The 17,574-nt window shown below is 73.2% G+C and carries 16 protein-coding genes; 8 read left to right on the top strand and 8 right to left on the bottom strand.

Annotation, left to right across the window (positions count from 1 at the left end; genetic code table 11):
- Positions 1 to 186 precede the first annotated feature (186 nt).
- The 3 genes from A6P39_RS37585 to A6P39_RS37575 all read left to right on the top strand — a co-directional run bounded on the left by A6P39_RS37585 (position 187) and on the right by A6P39_RS37575 (position 4,686).
- Positions 187 to 1,563 carry an NAD(P)/FAD-dependent oxidoreductase gene (locus A6P39_RS37585; protein WP_067042163.1) on the top strand — a complete coding sequence of 459 codons (1,377 nt, stop codon included), beginning with the start codon at positions 187 to 189 and terminating at the stop codon, positions 1,561 to 1,563.
- Between the two features lie 143 nt (positions 1,564 to 1,706).
- Positions 1,707 to 3,947 (top strand): FUSC family protein, encoded by a 2,241-nt coding sequence (locus tag A6P39_RS37580; protein ID WP_067042166.1) that lies wholly within the window; start codon positions 1,707 to 1,709, stop codon positions 3,945 to 3,947.
- Between the two features lie 280 nt (positions 3,948 to 4,227).
- Positions 4,228 to 4,686, top strand: coding sequence for a cyclic nucleotide-binding domain-containing protein (locus tag A6P39_RS37575; protein ID WP_067042169.1), 459 nt, complete (start codon positions 4,228 to 4,230; stop codon positions 4,684 to 4,686).
- Positions 4,687 to 4,714: 28 nt separating this feature from the next.
- Here the strand turns inward: A6P39_RS37575 and A6P39_RS37570 are convergent, their stop codons facing one another.
- Positions 4,715 to 6,016 carry an MFS transporter gene (locus A6P39_RS37570; protein ID WP_067042171.1) on the bottom strand — a complete coding sequence of 434 codons (1,302 nt, stop codon included), beginning with the start codon at positions 6,014 to 6,016 and terminating at the stop codon, positions 4,715 to 4,717.
- Positions 6,017 to 6,101: 85 nt separating this feature from the next.
- Entirely contained in the window at positions 6,102 to 6,716 is a 615-nt protein-coding gene (locus tag A6P39_RS37565) for a LysE/ArgO family amino acid transporter (protein WP_067042173.1), read from the bottom strand.
- Between the two features lie 66 nt (positions 6,717 to 6,782).
- On the opposite strand from A6P39_RS37565, the gene A6P39_RS37560 reads away from it, so the two are divergent.
- The gene (locus A6P39_RS37560; protein ID WP_067042175.1) at positions 6,783 to 7,667 is read left to right on the top strand and encodes a LysR family transcriptional regulator ArgP; all 885 of its coding nucleotides are present in this window, start codon (positions 6,783 to 6,785) and stop codon (positions 7,665 to 7,667) included.
- Between the two features lie 300 nt (positions 7,668 to 7,967).
- Positions 7,968 to 8,219: a WhiB family transcriptional regulator gene (locus A6P39_RS37555; protein ID WP_067042178.1), complete on the top strand. Its 252-nt coding sequence runs from the start codon at positions 7,968 to 7,970 to the stop codon at positions 8,217 to 8,219.
- A 16-nt stretch (positions 8,220 to 8,235) separates the two neighbouring features.
- Here A6P39_RS37555 and A6P39_RS37550 read toward each other — a convergent pair whose 3' ends face one another.
- The 4 genes from A6P39_RS37550 to A6P39_RS37535 form a co-directional block, all read right to left on the bottom strand.
- Positions 8,236 to 10,107 carry a sensor histidine kinase gene (locus A6P39_RS37550; protein WP_067042181.1) on the bottom strand — a complete coding sequence of 624 codons (1,872 nt, stop codon included), beginning with the start codon at positions 10,105 to 10,107 and terminating at the stop codon, positions 8,236 to 8,238.
- 29 nt (positions 10,108 to 10,136) lie between these two features.
- Positions 10,137 to 10,841 carry a response regulator transcription factor gene (locus A6P39_RS37545; protein ID WP_067042185.1) on the bottom strand — a complete coding sequence of 235 codons (705 nt, stop codon included), beginning with the start codon at positions 10,839 to 10,841 and terminating at the stop codon, positions 10,137 to 10,139.
- 20 nt (positions 10,842 to 10,861) lie between these two features.
- Positions 10,862 to 11,602 (bottom strand): L,D-transpeptidase family protein, encoded by a 741-nt coding sequence (locus A6P39_RS37540; protein WP_067042301.1) that lies wholly within the window; start codon positions 11,600 to 11,602, stop codon positions 10,862 to 10,864.
- A gap of 63 nt (positions 11,603 to 11,665) precedes the next feature.
- Positions 11,666 to 13,087 carry a M1 family metallopeptidase gene (locus A6P39_RS37535; protein ID WP_067042189.1) on the bottom strand — a complete coding sequence of 474 codons (1,422 nt, stop codon included), beginning with the start codon at positions 13,085 to 13,087 and terminating at the stop codon, positions 11,666 to 11,668.
- 164 nt (positions 13,088 to 13,251) lie between these two features.
- Between A6P39_RS37535 and A6P39_RS37530 the strand changes: the two genes are divergently transcribed.
- Positions 13,252 to 13,599, top strand: a complete 348-nt coding sequence (locus A6P39_RS37530; RefSeq protein WP_199840733.1) for a DUF488 domain-containing protein — start codon at positions 13,252 to 13,254, stop codon at positions 13,597 to 13,599.
- 40 nt (positions 13,600 to 13,639) lie between these two features.
- On the opposite strand, the gene A6P39_RS37525 is transcribed toward A6P39_RS37530, so the two are convergent.
- Both A6P39_RS37525 and A6P39_RS37520 read right to left on the bottom strand, forming a co-directional pair.
- Positions 13,640 to 15,313, bottom strand: a complete 1,674-nt coding sequence (locus A6P39_RS37525; protein WP_067042194.1) for an FAD-binding dehydrogenase — start codon at positions 15,311 to 15,313, stop codon at positions 13,640 to 13,642.
- A 25-nt stretch (positions 15,314 to 15,338) separates the two neighbouring features.
- Positions 15,339 to 15,965: a TetR/AcrR family transcriptional regulator gene (locus tag A6P39_RS37520; protein ID WP_067042304.1), complete on the bottom strand. Its 627-nt coding sequence runs from the start codon at positions 15,963 to 15,965 to the stop codon at positions 15,339 to 15,341.
- A gap of 129 nt (positions 15,966 to 16,094) precedes the next feature.
- On the opposite strand from A6P39_RS37520, the gene A6P39_RS37515 reads away from it, so the two are divergent.
- Entirely contained in the window at positions 16,095 to 16,724 is a 630-nt protein-coding gene (locus A6P39_RS37515; RefSeq protein ID WP_067042197.1) for an alpha-ketoglutarate-dependent dioxygenase AlkB family protein, read from the top strand.
- 89 nt (positions 16,725 to 16,813) lie between these two features.
- Positions 16,814 to 17,560, top strand: coding sequence for an MBL fold metallo-hydrolase (locus A6P39_RS37510; RefSeq protein WP_067042199.1), 747 nt, complete (start codon positions 16,814 to 16,816; stop codon positions 17,558 to 17,560).
- The last annotated feature ends 14 nt before the right edge of the window (positions 17,561 to 17,574 follow it).

Here is a 17,574-nt window from a genome sequence, read left to right as displayed (position 1 = left end):
ACGTTTATCCGTGCGAGAGCCGGTCACTGTGCTTCGAGTGGGTGCATGCTGGTGCCCACGCGTTCGTCTGCCTGCCGCAACCCGGCTGGCGCAGCGGCTTGGCGCGCGGTGGGATCGAAGCCGGTGCGCAGCGGTCCAGGGCATGCGAACGGCGTCGAGTCGGACCGCCTGGAGCCGCAGAAAGGGATGAACACCGTGACACGACCCAGGATCCTGGTGGTTGGCGCCGGCTTCGCCGGAGTCGAGTGCGTCCGCCGCCTGGAGCGGAAACTCGCCCCCGACGAGGCCGACGTCACCCTGGTGACGCCGTTCTCCTACCAGCTCTATCTGCCGCTGCTGCCCCAGGTCGCCTCGGGGGTGCTCACGCCGCAGTCGATCGCCATCAGCCTGCGCCGCAGCAAGAAGTACCGCACCCGGATCCTGCCGGGCGGCGCGATCGGCGTGGACCTGAAGGCGAAGGTGTGCGTCGTGCGCACCCTCACCGACAAGCTCGTCGACGAACCGTACGACTACATCGTGCTGGCCCCGGGCAGCGTGACCCGCACCTTCGACATCCCGGGGCTGACCGAGCACGCCTTCGGGATGAAGACCCTCGCCGAGGCCGCCTACGTCCGCGACCACGTCATCACCCAGCTCGACCTCGCCGACGCCAGCGACGACCCAGCCGAGCGGGCCGCGCGGCTGCAGTTCGTGGTGGTCGGCGGGGGATACGCCGGCACCGAGACCGCCGCCTGTCTGCAACGGCTCACCCACGCCGCCCTGCAGCGCTATCCGCGCATGGACCCCGGCCTGATCAAATGGCATCTCATCGACATCGCGCCCCGGCTCATGCCGGAGCTGGGCGAGAAGCTCGGCCGCAGCGCACAGGAGATCCTGCGCCGGCGCGGCGTCGAGGTGTCGCTCGGGGTGTCGATCGACAAGGCCGGCGCCGAGGAGGTCACCTTCACCGACGGCCGGGTGGTGCCGACGCACACGCTGATCTGGACGGCCGGTGTGGTCGCGAGCCCGCTGATCGGCACGCTCGGCGCCGAGACGGACCGCGGGCGGCTGGTGGTCACCGCGGAGATGACGGTGCCCGGGCACGACGGCGTGTTCGCTCTCGGGGACGCGGCCGCCGTGCCCGACCTGGCCAAGGCCGAGACGGGCGCGGTCTGCCCGCCCACCGCGCAGCACTCCATGCGGCAGGGCAAGAAGGTCGCCGACAACGTCATCGCGGCCCTGCGGGGCGAGCCCCTGACGCCGTACGTGCACCGGGATCTCGGGCTCGTCGTCGATCTCGGCGGCAAGGACGCCGTGTCCAAGCCGCTCGGTGTGGAGCTGCGCGGGCTGGCCGCCCAGGCGGTGGCCCGCGGCTACCACTGGTCGGCGCTGCGCACCAATGTGGCCAAGACCCGCGTGATGACCAACTGGCTGCTGAACGCGGTCGCCGGCGACGACTTCGTCCGCACCGGCTTCCAGGCCCGCAAGCCCGCCAGGCTGAAGGACTTCGAGTACACGGACTCGTATCTGACACCGGAACAGGTGCGGGCCCGGGTGGAGGGCGGGGGCGGGCAGGAGGGCTGAGCGGCCGCCTGCCGATCCGGCCCCGCGCCCCGGCCGGCAGCAGGTGTCTCGGGCACTCGTGCGATGCTGGAACGGAGATCGATTTCTGGTACGGGAGAGAGCGCGGCGGCGTGAGGGCAGCGGGACGGTCGGGGCGGGTACGGATGCGGGACCGGCTCGCGGCATCGGATCCCGGGCTGCTGCGGCTGACCGCGGGGCTGCGCACCGTCACCGCGATCGCCCTCACCCTCGCCGTCCTGGCCGCGCTGCGGGTGCCGGTGCCGCATCTGGTCGCCGGTGCCATGGCGGCGATGGTGTCGACGTTCGCCATCCGCGAGAAGCAGCGCTCCCAGCAGGCGGGCACGCTCGCGCTCGGCCTGCCGGTGGCGCTGGCCTCGGTGTCGCTGGGCGCGCTGCTGAACCAACGGGTCGTCATCGGCGACCTGTTCTTCGTCGCCCTCATCTTCGGCGCGGTCTACAGCCGCCGGTTCGGGGACCGCGGTACGGCGCTGGGGCTGATCGGCTTCCAGATCTACTTCCTCTCGCTGTTCGTCCACGCGACGCTCTCCGCGCTGCCCGGGCTGGCCGGTGTCATCTGCGTGGCGTTCGCGTGCAGCGCCCTCGCCCGTTTCGTGCTGCTGCCGCAGACCCCGGCGGGCACGCTGGACCGGCTGCGGCGTGCCTTCCGCGCCCGGCTCGCCCAGCTGATCGCCGTGCAGGCCGAGTTGCTGGACGCCGGCCCGGACGAGGTGGACAAGGTCCTGGACGACCTGCGCACCGCCACCGCCCGGCTGCACGAGACGGCGCTGCTGATCCAGGGGCGGCTGGAGGACGGCACCTCCGACCCCGCGGTGGCCCGGCTGCTCCAGCGCCGGATCGCCGACGCCGAGATCGCCTCCGAGCGGCTCGGCCTGCTGCTGCTCACCGCGCGCAGTGCCGAGCGCACCGACACCCTCACGCTGCACCTGCCCGGCGCCCTGCTGCCCTCCGGTGGTGCGCCGCCGGTGCAGGACGAGGCGACGGCGGCGCTGCGCCGGGACCTCCAGGCGCTGCGGCTGCTGATGCTCCGCCCGGTCGGCGAGGCCCGGGGCACGGCGCTCGCGCAGCTGCGCAACCGGCTGCTGGGCTACCGCGAGGAGGAGAACCTGCCGAAGACCTCCCCTGCCGTGCAGGACGTCTTCCGTGGCCTCGGCGAGGCCGCCCGGGCCGCGCTGGGCCTCAGGGTCGCCCTGGACGGAGCGCTGGACGAGGCCGACGACAGCCCGGCCACCATCCGCTCGCGGGAAGAGCTGGACGCGGAGGACGCCGCGATAGAGGCCGGCGAGGAGAGAGAGGCCGAGGAGCCGGAACCGGCCGGGCTCAGGCGGCCCACGACGCGGGCCGCGGTCCAGGTGGCCGTCGGCTCCTCGCTGGCCATCGCCGGCGGCGAGCTGCTGTCCAGCCAGCGCTGGTACTGGGCGGTGCTGACCTGCTGGATCGTGTTCATCAACACCGCCTCCACCGGCGAGATCCTGGTCAAGGGCTACCGCCGGCTGCTGGGCACGGTGCTCGGCGTGGTGGCCGGCATCGGGCTCGCCGGGCTGGTCGGGCAGCGCACCTGGACGGCGTTCGCGCTGGTGCTGGTGTTCATCTTCGCGATGTTCTACACCGCGCCCCTGTCGTACACGCTGATGTCGTTCTTCGTGACGGCGATGCTGGGGCTGCTGTACACGCTGCTGAACACCTACAGCCTGTCGGTGCTGGTGCTGCGGATCGAGGAGACGGCGCTCGGCGCGGCCTGCGGGGTGATCGCGGCGGCGGTGGTGCTGCCGGTCCGCACCGACCGCCGTACCAACGAACTGCTCGTCGAGGTGCTGGACCGGCTGGAGGATGTCACCCGGGCCGCCGTGGACCAGCTGAGCGGCGGGGCCGGCGCGGATCTGGTGGAGCAGGCGCGCGATCTGGACCAGGCGCTGGCCGATCTGCGCGCGGCCATCGACCCGCTGACGCATCCGATCACGCCGCTGCGCTCGCGCCGGGACACCGCCCGGTACGTGGTCGCGCTGCTGGAGACCTGCGCCTACCACGCGCGTTCCCTCGCGGCCACGGCCGAGCTGCTGCCGACGCACCCCTCGATCGCCGCGGATCCCCGGCTGAGCGGGGCGTGCAGGCGGATCCTGCACAACATCGAGGCGATCGCCGGGCATGTCGCCGATCCGCGCTCCGCGGCGGCGATCGAGACCGGCCCGAGCATCGCCTCGATGCTGGAGCCGGGCACGCTGCGCACCCCGCGCTACGGCCGGGTGACCGACCGGGTGCTGCGCCATCTCCAGCGCCTGGACGAGGCTGTCTCGGGTCTGGCCCGGCCGCTGGGAGTACCGCGTCCGGACACCGGCACCGGCGGGAAGGTGAAACAGGTCACGTGACCCACCCCCGGATTGCACTTATGCATACCGGATGGTTTATCGTTCATACATACGTGATGCCGGAGCGGACCGGGACCGTCCTTCCCTCCCTCCCCGCGTCACCGCAAGCAGCCCTGGCCGGCCTCCCCCGTCCGGCCAGGGCTTTCTGCTGCCCGCACGCGCCACCGGACAGGTGATCCGGCACGCGGTGCCCGCCCTTCGAGGTGCCCGCAACGGCGGCAGCGGCTGAAATGGGCTTGACGACACCACCCGCACCGCCGCCGGTGAGGAGCCCCGCGCCATGACCAAAGCGATCAAACTGCTCACCGCCCTGCCCCAGGCGCAGCGCGAGCGCATGATGGAGCTGGCCGAGGAGGTCTCCTTCCCGGAGGACACCCGCATCTTCGAGGCGGGCGGCACCGCCGACCGGTTCTGGGTGATCCGCTCCGGCGCGGTCCACCTGGACCAGCAGGTCACCTCCCGGCAGCGGGTCACGGTGGCCACGCTCGGCGCGGGCGACCTGCTCGGCTGGTCCTGGCTGTTCCCGCCGTACCAGTGGGACTTCGGGGCGGTCGCCTTCAGCAACGTACGGGCCTACCAGTTCGACGGACCCGCGGTGCTCGCGCTGTGCGTGGAGGATCCGCTGCTCGGGCTGTCGCTGGTGCGGACCGTGGCCGAGATCCTCGCGGGCCGGCTGGAGACGACCCGCGGCAAGCTGATGGACCAGTACGCGATCCGGCGGCGCAGCGGTCTGCTGTGACGCGACCCCGGCCGGCGGCCCGGCCCGTTCAGATCCGGTACCGCCGCAGCGCCGGGACCGCGGCGGCCAGGGTCAGCATCACCACCACGACCAGTGCGCCGCCGCCCGCCACGGCCGCCCGGGGACCGAAGGCGGAGCCGGCCGTGCCGTGCAGGACGTCGGCCAGGCGTGGTCCGCCCGCCACGACCACCGTGAACACACCTTGCATCCGGCCGCGCATCTCGTCGGTCGCGGCCGACAGCAGGATCGCACCGCGGAACACCATCGAGACCATGTCGGCGACCCCGGCCAGGGCGAGGAAGCCCATGGCGGCCCACAGGTTCGCGCTCAGCCCGGCCCCGGCGACGGCCACGCCCCAGCCGACGACCGCCGCGATCACCATCCAGCCGTGCCGGCGGGCCCGCGAGAACACCCCGGAGAACAGGCCGCCGAGCACCGCACCGACCGGGATGCCGGCGAACAGCACGCCGAGCGCGAGCCCTTCGCCGTACGAGTGGTACGTCTGGGCGGCCAGCTGCGGGAACAGGGCCCGGGGCATGCCGAACACCATGGCGACGATGTCGGCGAGGAACGACAGCAGCAGCACCTTGTGCCGGGAGATGTAGCGGAAGCCCTCGCCTATCTGACGTATCCCGGCCCGGCGGGCGGCGACGTCGCCGAGCGGCGGCAGCGCGGGCAGCCGGAAGACGGCCCACACGGTGACGCACAGGGCCAGGGCGTCGATGAGATACAGCTCGGGCAGCCCGATGACCGGGATGAGCACACCGGCGAGCAGCGGACCGGCCACCAGTCCGGTCTGCGTGACCGTGGAGCCGAGGGCATTGGCGGCGGGCAGTTCCGCGGCGGGCACCAGGCGGGCGATGGAGGCGTTGCGGGCCGGGGCGTTGAGGCCGAAGAAGGCCTGCTGGAGCGCGAGCAGCACCATGAGGACGGCGACCGAGTCCAGACCGGTGACGGCCTGCGCCCAGAACAGCAGCGAGGTCACCGCGATGCCGCTGTTGGTGACCAGCAGCAGCTTGCGCCGGTCCACGGCGTCGGCGACGGCCCCGCCCCACAGCGCGAACGCCACCATGGGCAGGAGACCGGCCAGGCTCGCGTAGCCGACCCAGGCCGAGGAGTGGGTGATGTCGTAGATCTGCTTGGGCACGGCGACGGCGGTGAGCTGGCTGCCGACGGCGGTCACGATCGTCGACGTCCACAGGCGCCGGTAGGCGGGGATGCGCAGGGGGCGGGTGTCCATCGCCCAGCGGCGCCAGCCGCGCCGGGGCAGGGCCGTCGCCTCCTGCCGCGTGGGGCCGGGTTCGGTGGTGCTGCTCTCGCTCGTGTCCACGGGTGTCCTGGTTGCTCGTTACATCTTTTCGATTCGCGAACCTAACTATCTCAGCACACCAGCCGTACGGGCCGAAGCGGTCGACTCAGGATCCGGCCAGGAGCAGGGCGCCCATGGCGAGCATGGTGACGGCCACCAGCGCGTCCAGCAGCCGCCAGGCGCCGGGCCGGGCCAGGAAGCGGCCGAGCAGCCGGGCGCCGAAGCCGAGCGCGGCGAACCAGCACAGGCTGGCGCACGCGGCGCCGAGCCCGAAGGTCCAGCGCAGCGCGCCCCGGTCGGCGGCGAGCGAGCCGAGCAGGAACACCGTGTCCAGGTAGACGTGCGGGTTGAGCCAGGTCATCGCCAGGCAGGTGAGCACCGCCCGGCGGCGCGAGCCGGCCGCCTCTCCCTCCGCGCGCAGCCCGGTGCCGGGCCGGACCACCCGGCGGGCGGCGAGGGCGCCGTAGCACAGCAGGAAGGCGCCGCCGACGATCCCGACCGCGCGGACCGCGCCCGGCCAGGCCACCACGAGGGCGCCCACCCCGCCGACGCCGAGCGCGATGAGCACCGCGTCGGACAGGGCGCAGATGCCGACCACGGCCAGGACGGCGTCGCGGCGCACCCCCTGGCGCAGGACGAAGGCGTTCTGGGCGCCGATGGCGACGATCAGGGAGAGTCCGCTGCCGAATCCGGCGGCCGCGGCGGTCAGGGCGTGGTTCATGCCGTCGACGCTAGGAGACCCTCCCGCGCAAATACAGCTAAAGATTCTTACGTATCCTTAGCTGCCGTGATGAACGAGCTTCCCCTGGACCATGTGCGGACCCTGCTCGCCGTGGTGGACGAGGGCACCTTCGACGCCGCCGCGGCGGCCCTGCATGTGACGCCGTCGGCGGTCAGCCAGCGGGTCAAGGCGCTCGAGCAGCGCACCGGCCGGGTGCTGCTGCAGCGCACCAAGCCGGTGCGGCCCACGGAGTCCGGGGCGGTGCTGGTGCGCTTCGCCCGGCAGCTGGCGCGGCTGGAGCGGGACGCCTGGGGCGAGCTGGGGCTGAGCGGCGCCGGGGAGCCGACCCGGGTCTCGGTCGCGGTGAACGCAGACTCGCTGGCGACCTGGTTCCTGCCGGCGCTGACCCGGGTGGAGGGCCTCTGCTTCGAACTGCACCGGGAGGACGAGGGCCACACGGCGGCGCTGCTGCGCGAGGGGCTGGTGATGGCGGCGGTGACGACCCTGCCCGAACCCGTACCGGGGTGCACGGTCCGCCCGCTCGGCCGGATGCGCTATCTGCCGGTCGCCGCACCGGAGTTCGCGCGACGGCACCTGGCCGGATCGCTGACCCGGCTGCTGCCCGAGGCCCCGGTCGTGGTCTTCGACCGCAAGGACGATCTCCAGGACGCCTTCGTACGCCGGCTGGGTCACGGTGCCGCGAGCCCCCTGCGGCACTATGTGCCCACCTCCGAGGGGTTCGCCGACGCGGTCGCCGCGGGGCTCGGCTGGGGCCTGCTCCCCGAGGCCCAGGCCGGGCAGCTGTTCGCCGAGGAACGGCTGCGCCTGCTCGCTCCCGGCCAGTGGGTGGACGTCACCCTGTACTGGCAGCAGTGGAAGCTCGACTCCCCCGCACTGGCGGCCCTGGCCGACGCGGTGACGGCGACGGCGGCCGAGACGCTGCGCCGCTGACCGGTCGGACACCGGAATCCCGCCGTCCGACCGGTGCCGGGCGGCCCGGGGCGGGGTACGGTGGTCCGACGGCGGCGCGGCAGAGCGGCCCATCCGGCCATCGTCCCCAACTCCGCGTCCCCGGTGCCCGGTCGGGCACGGGTGTCCTCGGCCCCGCGGCCCATCTGCTCCGTTTCCGGCCTGATTTCCGGCAGTTGCCCCGTTTCCCGCCGCGCTGACCGGTCACCCGAAACCCTGAGCACGGTTTTCGACCACCGGACGAGTTCGATCCCATCCAGGAGACGAATCCAGGAGACTGCGATGGACAACTGGCGCGACCATGCCGCCTGCCGTCACGTGGACCCCGACCTGTTCTTCCCCGTCGGCACAAGCGGACCGGCGCTGGTGCAGACCGAGCGGGCCAAGACGGTGTGCGGGCTCTGCCCGGCCCGGGAGCCGTGCCTGCACTGGGCGTTGGCGACGGGCCAGAGCACCGGCATCTGGGGCGGCACGACCGAGCTGGAGCGCCGGACCCTGCGCCGTCGCGCACGCTCCCGGCCCCGCCTGCGCTGACCCGGGACCCGGACCGTCAGCACTCGTCGTGGGGCGGGGCGGTGCCGAGGGGATCGTCGGTGAGCGGCTCGGTGCCGGGCAGGCGCAGGGTGAAGGCCGTGCCGGTGCCGGGCTCGCTCGTGGCCTCGGCGGTGCCGCCGTGGGCGGCGACCAGATGGCGCACGATGGGCAGGCCGAGCCCGCTGCCGCCGGTACGACGGCTGCGGGACTTCTCCGCGCGCCAGAACCGCTCGAAGACATGCGGCAGATCCTCCGCCGCGATCCCCGTCCCCGTGTCGGTGACGGTGAGCACGACATCGGTGCCGTCCCGGCGGGCGGCCAGCGTGACCGTGCCGTCGGCCGGGGTGTGCCGCAGCGCGTTGGAGACCAGGTTGCCCAGTGCCTGCCGCATCCGCACCGGGTCGGCGTCCAGCCAGGCGGCGGGGTCGGCCGAGGTGCGCAGGGCGACCCCGGCGGTGTCTGCGGCGACACCGTGCGCGGCGGCCACCTGCTCCAGCAGGTCGGCGGCGCGCAGCGGTTCACGGTGCAGTCGCAGGGTGCCGGCGTCGGCGGCGGCGAGGTCCTGGAGGTCGTCGATGATCCGCTGCAGCACGAGCGCCTCCTCGTGCAGGGAGTCCAGCAGGGCCGGTTCGGGGTCGACGACCTTGTCCCGGACGACCTCGAGCCAGCCCCGGATGTTGGTGAGCGGGCTGCGCAGTTCGTGGGCGATGTCGCTGACCATAGCCTTGCGCTGGGCCTCCAGGCGTTCACGGCGCTCGGTCAGGTCGTTGAAGGCCTCGGCGAGGATGCCGGTCTCGTCCCTCGTGGTCACCGGGACCCGTATGTGCAGTTCGGGCGGCGCCCCCGCGGCCTCGGTCAGCGCGCGCAGGGGCCGTACCAGCCGGACGGCGACGACGGCGGTCACGGCGACGGTGACGGCGAGGACGAGGCCGGCCGCGCCGATCACCTTGGCCTTGTTGGCCGCGGACATGTCGAAGCGGGACGGGCTCTGGTCGCCGATGCCGAGGAACAGCTCGGCCACCGGCGCGACGTACGGCTCCAGTTGGGCGCGCCGGGCGGTCAGCAGGCACTGCTGGGCCGCGTGTGCCGTCGCCGCCTTGCCCGCCCTGGCGTACTTGGCGAAGAGGTAGCCACCGCCGAAGGGGTCCTTGCCACTGGGGTCGTAGGTGAGGAACAGCGGGCCGTCGAGGTCGAGTCCGGCCCGTTTCAGGCAGGGCCGGGCGAGGTCCGTGAGCGCGTCCAGGGACGTGCGCTCGGTCGGGGTCGGCGCGTTGAGCTGTCCGTCCTCGCACGCCGTGGCGCCGTTGCCGGCGGGGTCGGTGCCGTCCGTGCCTGTGACGACGGGGCGCCCGCTCACGGTGCGGACGACGGTGGCCTGCAGGCCGAAGCGCTCGTAGCACCGCTTGCGGGCGGCGGCGAGCGTGTCCAGCTTCGCCCGCTCCCTCGCCGGGAGCAGGTAGGGGCCCACCACGCGCGGGTCGATGCCGCTGAGCTGGGCACCGGTCTCGCTGTAGGTGTCGGTGTGCAGGGGGTCGACGGTGGCCGCGGGCCGGGGTGGCAGCGGGGTGCCATGGGGCGCGGAGTCGGCGACCAGGGTGCGGTCGGCGGTGGTGAGCGCGATCCGGCGGCCGGTCTGGTCGGCCAGTTCCCGCACGGTGCGCCGGACACCGGACCAGTCGGCGTGTGTGGCGGCGTATCCGCTGAGCCGGGCCAGGATGCTGTTGTCGGCCGCGAGGTCCTGGCCCTGCTCCTCCTTCAGGGCGCTGGTCGTCGTCGTGACCGCGAGCCAGGCGGTGGCGGCCACCGAGCAGACGGCGATCAGGGCGGAGACGGACAGCAGCCGCACGAGCAGCCGTTTGCGCAACGGGATCCGGCGCTTGTCGGGCACCTCCCGCCCGCAACGGGACTCGCGCCGTCTCACGCTCGTGTGCCGCTCAGCTTGTAGCCGACGCCGAAGACGGTCAGCAGGCGGGCCGGGCGGCGCGGGTCGGCCTCGATCTTGCGGCGCAGGTTCATGATGTGCACGTCGACGGCCCGCTCGGTGGAGGCCCGGTCGAAACCGCGGGTGCAGTGCAGCAGTTGCCGCCGGCTGAACACGCGCTCCGGCTCCGCCGCCATGGCCAGCAGGATCTGGAACTCGGCGGGCGTGCACTCCACCGGTACGCCGTCGCAGCGCACCTCGTGCCGTTCGGGATCGACACTGAGCCCGGCCGCCCGCACGACCACGTCGCCGTCCCGGGCACCCGCGCCGCGCCCGCTGCGCCGCAGCACCGTACGGATCCGGGCCATCAGCTCGCGCGGGCTGTACGGCTTGGTCATGTAGTCGTCGGCGCCCAGTTCGAGGCCGAGCAGTACGTCGTCCTCGGCGGAGCGGGCGGTGAGCATGACCACCGGGATCTCCGGATCCTCGCCGCCGCGCAGCACCCGGCACACCCCGAAGCCGTCGACGACCGGGAGCATCAGGTCCAGGACGAGGAGGTCGGGCCGCAGGCGCCGGGCGGCGTCCAGCGCGGCGGCGCCGTCGTGCACGACCGTGGCGGTGTGTCCCTCGGCCAGGAGGGAACGGCGGATCAGTTCGGCCTGCTTCTCGTCGTCCTCGGCGACCAGAACATGTGCGCACACGGGTCCGGATCCTAAGCGGCTCAGGCGGCGAGCCAGTCGGCGTACCCCATGACGACGGCCGGATGCCGGTCCGGGTCGAGGGTGCGCAGCAGGTCCTTCATGTGCGCCTTGGCGACGCTGACGCAGCCGTGGGTGGGCCCGCCGTGGTCGACGTGCAGCCAGACTCCCCCGCCGCGCCCGGCTCCGAGCGGCCGGGTCCAGTCCAGGGGGGAGGTGCCCGGCTTGCGGTTGTAGTCGATGGCGACGACGTAGTCGAAGCAGCCCTCGAGCGGTTCGCCCTCGAAGCCGCTGCCGGGCGAGTGGAAGCCACCGGAGTGGTGGTAGGGAAGTTTGCTGCCGGGGTCCGGGAGCAGGCCGCCGGCGTCGGAGAGGGTGTAGACGCCGAGCGGGGAGCGCAGGTCGCCGAGCATGTGGTGGCCGCTCCAGCCGTGCAGCGCGTTGTGGCCGGGCCAGGCGGGGCCGGCCTGCCAGCCGGTGGCGGTGCGTTCGTGCAGGACGACAGTGCAGTCCGGGGAGTCCCTGCCGCGTCCGGTGACGACGACGGCCTGCTCGCAGCGTTCGGGGAGCGCGGCGGTCCGGGCGGGGCCGAGACCGGGTATGCCCTGCGGTGCCTGCGCGGCCTGGACTTCGGGGGTGGGGGTGCCGGTGGGCGCCGGAGGGGTGGACGGCGTCCGGCGCTCGGTCGCCTCGGCTCCGCCGCCGCAGCCGGTGAGCAGCAGCGGGGAGGCGAGGAGCGCGACGGCGGTTCTGCGATGGATCATGGTGCCGACCTTGGCCGACACTTGTTTGAAACCGGTAAGGGTCTGTTCGGAATCGGTAAGCGCTCAGGCGCTGTTCGGCTTGCCCTTGGTGAACAGCCAGGTGTGGAACAGCCCGTCCAGCCGTCTTCCGGACACCCGCTCGGCCAGCCGCGTGAACTGGGCGGTCGTGCCGTGCCCGTCGCGGTGGTCCGCCGCCCAGGCGCGCAGGATCCGGAAGAAGTCCCGGTCGCCGGCGGCCCCCCGCAGCTCGTGCAGGGCCATGGCGCCGCGCAAGTAGACGGGCGTGCCGAAGATTTTCTCGCCGTTGCCCGGATCGCCCGGCGGGTAGGCCCACAGCCCGTTGCCGGCCGGGGTGGCGTAGAGGGCGTCGAAGGTCTTCTGGGCGCTGTCACCGCCGTGCTGTTCGGTGTACAGCCACTCGGCGTAGGTGGCGAAGCCCTCGTTGAGCCAGATGTCCTTCCAGGCGGCGAGCGAGACGGAGTCGCCGAACCACTGGTGGGCGCTCTCGTGAACGAGGGTGGTCAGGTCGGGCGCGGAGTCGTACAGCGGCCGGGTCTGGGTCTCCAGCGCGTAGCCGACGTCCGGGTCGTGGTCGACGATCGCGCCGGCGGAGCGGTACGGGTAGGGCCCGAACAGCTTGCTCTCCCAGGCGAGGACCGCCGGCAGCTTCTTCAGCACGGGCGCGGCGGCGCGCGCCTCCCGGGGGTCCACGGCGTTGTAGACCTGGATGCCGTCGGCGGTGGTGTAGCGCTGGACCTGGAAGGTGCCGATGGTCGCGGTGGCCAGGTAGGCGGCCATCGGGCGGGTCTCGCGCCAGTGGAACGTCGTCCGCCCGTGCGCGGTGCGCCGGGAGAGCAGTTCGCCGTTGGCGACGGCGGTGCGGCCCTGCGGCACCGTGATCGTGAAGTCGTACGACGACTTGTCCTTGGGGTGTGCGTTGGCGGGGAACCAGGTCATCGCGCCCTGCGGCTCGCCCGCCACGAAGGCGCCGTCGTCGGTGGGGATCCAGCCGTCCTCGGAGCCGTCGAGGTCGGTGACCGGTCCGGGGGTGCCCTGGTAGGTGACGGCGATCCGGAAGGGCCGGCCCGCGCGGAGGGCGTGGCGGGGGGTGACGACGAGTTCCTGGCCGCTGCGGCGGAAGGCGGCCGGGGTGCGGTCGACGGTGACGCCGGTGACGTGCAGGCCCGTGAGGTCGAGGTCGAAGCGGGTCAGTGGCTGGGTGGCGCGGGCGAAGAGGACCGCACCGGCGTCGAGGTGCCGGGTCGTGGTGTCGTAGCGCAGCGTCAGGTCGTAGTGCCGGACGTGGTAGCCGCCGTTGCCGCTGAGCGGGAAGTAGGGGTCGCCCGCGCCGGGCGCGCCGACGGTGCCCGGCGCTGCGGGTCCGGTGGCGGCGACGAGTGCCGCAACGGCGACGGGGACGGTGGCGCGGACCGCCCGGCGGATCGTGGTACGGCGCCGGGCGGGCTGTCTGGGGGATGGCGTCACATGCGCTCCTCGAGGAGTGGCCGGTGATCGTCTGGCCGCCAGAGTAGGCACGGTGGTGTCCTGGTGTTCCGCTCCTTCAGGCCACGTTACGCCGCGTCGCACCCGGTGGCCGGAACACCGCGGTTAGGCTCACGGCACCGTCCGCGATCCGAGAGGGGCCCGAAGTGAGCGTGCGTGTGCGCCGGATCTACGACGAGCCCGAGTCCGACGACGGCCGGCGGGTGCTTGTGGACCGGCTGTGGCCGCGCGGCATCTCCAAGGACGAGGCGCACGTCGACGAGTGGCCCAAGGAGCTGACGCCGTCGAGCGAGCTGCGCAAGTGGTTCCACGGCGGCGGCGCGTACGAGGAGTTCCGCCACCGCTACGAGACGGAGCTTGCGGCCCCTGCGGCCGCCGAGCTGCTCGACGGCCTCAGGAAGGCGGCCCGCAAGGGCCGGATGACGCTGCTGACGGCGTCGAAGACGCCCGAGCGCAGTCATGCCCAGGTGCTGCTGGACCTGCTGAAGGGCTGACCGCCCGGAGGGCCTCGAGCCCGCTTCCCGTCCCGGGCCCTCAGCCCGTCTGCCGGGCCGCGTGCCGGCCCGCGGCCCGCCCGGAGTACAGGCAGCCGCCGAGGAAGGTGCCCTCCAGCGCGTTGTAGCCGTGCACCCCGCCGCCGCCGAAGCCGGCCACCTCGCCCGCCGCGTACAGCCCCTCGATGGGGGTGCCGTCGGCGGCCAGGGCGCGGGAGTCGAGGTCGGTCTGGATGCCGCCGAGGGTCTTGCGGGTCAGCACGCGCAGCCGGACGCCGATGAGGGGGCCTGCTGCCGGGTCGAGGATGCGGTGCGGCACGGCGACCCGGCCGAGACGGTCACCGATGTAACGGCGGGCGTTGCGGATGCCCTGGACCTGGGAGTCCTTGCTGTAGGGGTTGGCGATCTGCAGGTCGCGGGCCTCGATCTGGCGGCGCACCCCGGCCGCGTCCAGCAGCGGTTTGCCGGTCAGGTCGTTCATCCTGCCGACCAGCTGCTCCAGGTTGCCGGCGGTCACGAAGTCCGCTCCCTTGTCCACGAAGGCCTGGACGGGGCCGGGCGCGCCCTTGCCGAGCAGCCGGTCGCGCAGTACGGCGCCCCGGTCCTTCGCCGTGATGTCGGGGTTCTGCTCGGATCCGGAGAGCGCGAACTCCTTCTCGATGATCTTGCGGGTGAGGATGAACCACGAGTGGTCGTACCCGGCGATGTCCTCGGTGGTGCGCAGGTGCCTGAGGGTGCTCAGGGTGTCGTAGCCCGGCAGGCAGGGGTCGGGCAGCCGGCGGCCGAGGGCGTCCAGCCAGACGGAGGACGGGCCGGGCAGGATGCGGATGCCGTGGCCCGGCCAGATCGGGTCCCAGTTCTGCAGGCCCTCGGTGTAGTGCCACATGCGGTCGCGGTTGACCAGGCGGACGCCCGCGCCGGCGCTGATGTCGAGCATGCGGCCGTCGACGTAGGCGGGGACGCCGGTGACCATCTCGGCCGGGGGCGTGCCGAGCCGCTCGGGCCAGTAGCGGCGGACGATGTCGTGGTTGGCGCCGATGCCGCCGGTGGTGACGACGACCGCCTGGGCGGTGAGTTCGAAGTCGCCGGCCCGGTCGCGGCTGGAGGCGACGCCGCGCGGCGAGCGGTCCTCGGCGAGCACCGTGCCGCGTACCCCGCGGGCCGTGCCGTCCTCGATGACCAGCTCGTCCACCTGGTGGCGGTGGTGGAAGGTGAGCAGTCCGTCCCGGGCGGCCCGGCGGGCGTACTCCACGAAGGGTTCGACCACGCCGGTGCCGGTGCCCCAGGCGATGTGGAAGCGGGGCACGGAGTTGCCGTGTCCGGTCGCCCTGAGATCACCGCGTTCGGCCCAGCCGACGGTCGGCAGCAGTTCGATGCCGTGCCCCCGCAGCCAGGAGCGCTTCTCGCCGGCCGCGAACTCGACGTAGGCGCGCGCCCAGCGCACCGCCCAGGAGTCCTCGTCCTCCAGCCGGTCGAACTGGGCGCTGCCCTGCCAGTCGTTCCAGGCGAGGTCGAAGGAGTCCTTGATGCCGAGGCGGCGCTGTTCCGGGGAGTCGACGAGGAAGAGCCCGCCGAAGGACCAGAACGCCTGGCCGCCGAGGTTGGCGGCGTTCTCCTGGTCGACCAGGGCCACCCTGCGTCCCCGGCTGGTGAGTTCGTGCGCCGCGACCAGGCCGGCGAGGCCCGCTCCGACGACGATGACGTCCGCGTCCATGGCGTCCGGTTCCTTCCTCAGATCCTCAGTGCGTGGATGGGGTGTTGCCGCCGTCGGTGAGGAGCGCGGTGAGCAGCTGTTTCAGCCAGGCCCGCGCCGTCTCGACGTCCTTGTCCAGCAGCAGCTGGGTGGTGACTCCGTCGTACGCGGCGACCACGGCGTGCGCGGCGCCGTCCACGTCGCCGAGCACGGCGGGCAGTGCGGTGTGGCCGCGGGCCCGGAAGAGCCGGTCGGCGACGGCCTCCCGCAGGCGTGCGCGGTGGTCGAGGAGGGCCCGGGCGACGGCCGGATCGCGGGCGGCGTGCACCAGGAAGTCGGTCTTGACCAGCAGCCAGTCCACGTCGAGCAGCAGCACTTCGGTGACCCGGTCCACGGACGCCGGCACGTCGAGATCGGGTCCGCCCTCGGCGAGGGCGTCGGCGACCTGGGCGGCGATGAGGTCGGCGCGCTCCTGGTAGAGCGCGAAGAACAGCTCGTCGAGCGTGGCGAAGTTCGAGTAGAAGGCGCCCCGGCTGTAGCCGGCGGCCTCGCAGATCTCCTCGATGGAGACCCGGCCGAAGCCCTTGGCGGCGAACACCTCGAAGGCGGCTTCGAGCAGCCGGGCCCGGGTGGCGACCCGGCGCCGGGTGACGCGCCTGGGTGTGTCGTTCACCGTCACCGCCCTCCGTTCGATACGCGAATGTATCCGATACACCGATGTATCGAAAGCCCCGCGCACGAGCGGGGCGGGCCGCAGCGAGCCGATGGGAACGTATATTCGATTAAGGAGTACGCTGGGCTCATGTCCACCCACCTCCAGGGCTCCCTGTTCGACCAGACCGACGAGCTGCGGCTCGGCCCGCTGGACGGGCTGCGCCGGACCGGACTGGGCGCCGGCGCCTGGATCGACGTCCTGCCGGGCTGGCTGAGCGGGGCCGACGCCCTGTTCGAGCGGCTGGCGGCGCAGGTGCCGTGGCGGGCCGAGCGCCGCAAGATGTACGACAACGTGGTGGCCGTGCCGCGCCTGCTGGCCTTCTACGCGGACCGGGACCCGCTCCCCCACCCGGTGCTGCGGGAGGCCCGCGACGCCCTGTCCCGGCACTACGCCGAGGAGCTGGGCGAGCCGTTCACGACCGCCGGGCTGTGCTTCTACCGCGACGGCCGGGACAGCGTGGCCTGGCACGGGGACCGGATCGGGCGGGGCGCCCGCGAGGACACGATGGTCGCGATCCTCTCCGTCGGCGCGCCCCGGGACCTGCTGCTGCGCCCGGTGGGCACGGGCGGCGAGACCCTGCGGCGCCCGCTCGGGCACGGCGACCTGATCGTCATGGGCGGCTCCTGCCAGCGCACCTGGGAGCACTGCGTGCCGAAGACCGCACGCGCCGCGGGCCCGCGCATCAGCGTCCAGTTCCGGCCGCACGGAGTGCGCTGACGCGGGCGGTCACCCCTCTTGCGCGGGGCGGTGGGCCATCTGGTTGGCTGTCCCGCGACGATCAGCGGCAACCGGGGGGCGGGGAGACCATGCGGGCACAAGTACGGCAAGTCGCCGACGGCACTTATCTGGTGCACGGCAGCAACGTCAACTGGGTGATCCTCAAGGACGGGGACGCCGTCACCCTCGTGGACACCGGGTACCCCGGGGACCGGCAGGGGGTCCTGGAGTCCCTCGCGGCGGTGGGCAGTTCACCGGAGGCGGTCGCCGCCGTGCTGATCACGCACGCGCACAACGACCACCTGGGCTCGGCCGAGTACCTGCGCGCGGCCCACGGCACCCCGGTCCTCCTGCATCCCGCCGAAGTCCCGCACGCGCGCCGGGAGTTCCTCCAGCAGGCCACCGTGGGCGACGTGGCGCGCAATCTCTGGCGGCCGGGCGTGCTGTCCTGGGCGGTGCACACGGTGCGGGTCGGCGGCACCGAGCAGCACCCCGTCACCGCTCCCGAGCCGTTCCCCGCGGACGGCAAGCTCGATCTGCCCGGCCGTCCCGTGCCCGTGCACACTCCCGGCCACACCGACGGCCACTGTGTCTACCACCTGCCCGACGCCGGGATCGTCATCTCCGGCGACGCGCTGGTCAGCGGGCACGCGATCTCGCGGATCAAGGGCCCGCAGCTGCTGACCGACTTCTTCCACCACGACCGCGCCCGGGCGATCGCCTCGCTGGAGCTGATCGGCGCGCTCGACGGCGACACCCTGCTGCCGGGACACGGGCCGGTGCACCACGGTCCGGTGCGCGCGGCGGCCGAGCAGGCCCGGGAAAGGGCCTCCTAGAACTCCGGCGCGGG

The sequence above is a fragment of the Streptomyces sp. FXJ1.172 genome (assembly GCF_001636945.3).
Lineage (GTDB): Bacteria > Actinomycetota > Actinomycetes > Streptomycetales > Streptomycetaceae > Streptomyces.
The sequence above is the reverse complement of the archived record's forward strand: the minus strand, read 5'-3'. Positions and strand labels throughout refer to the sequence as shown.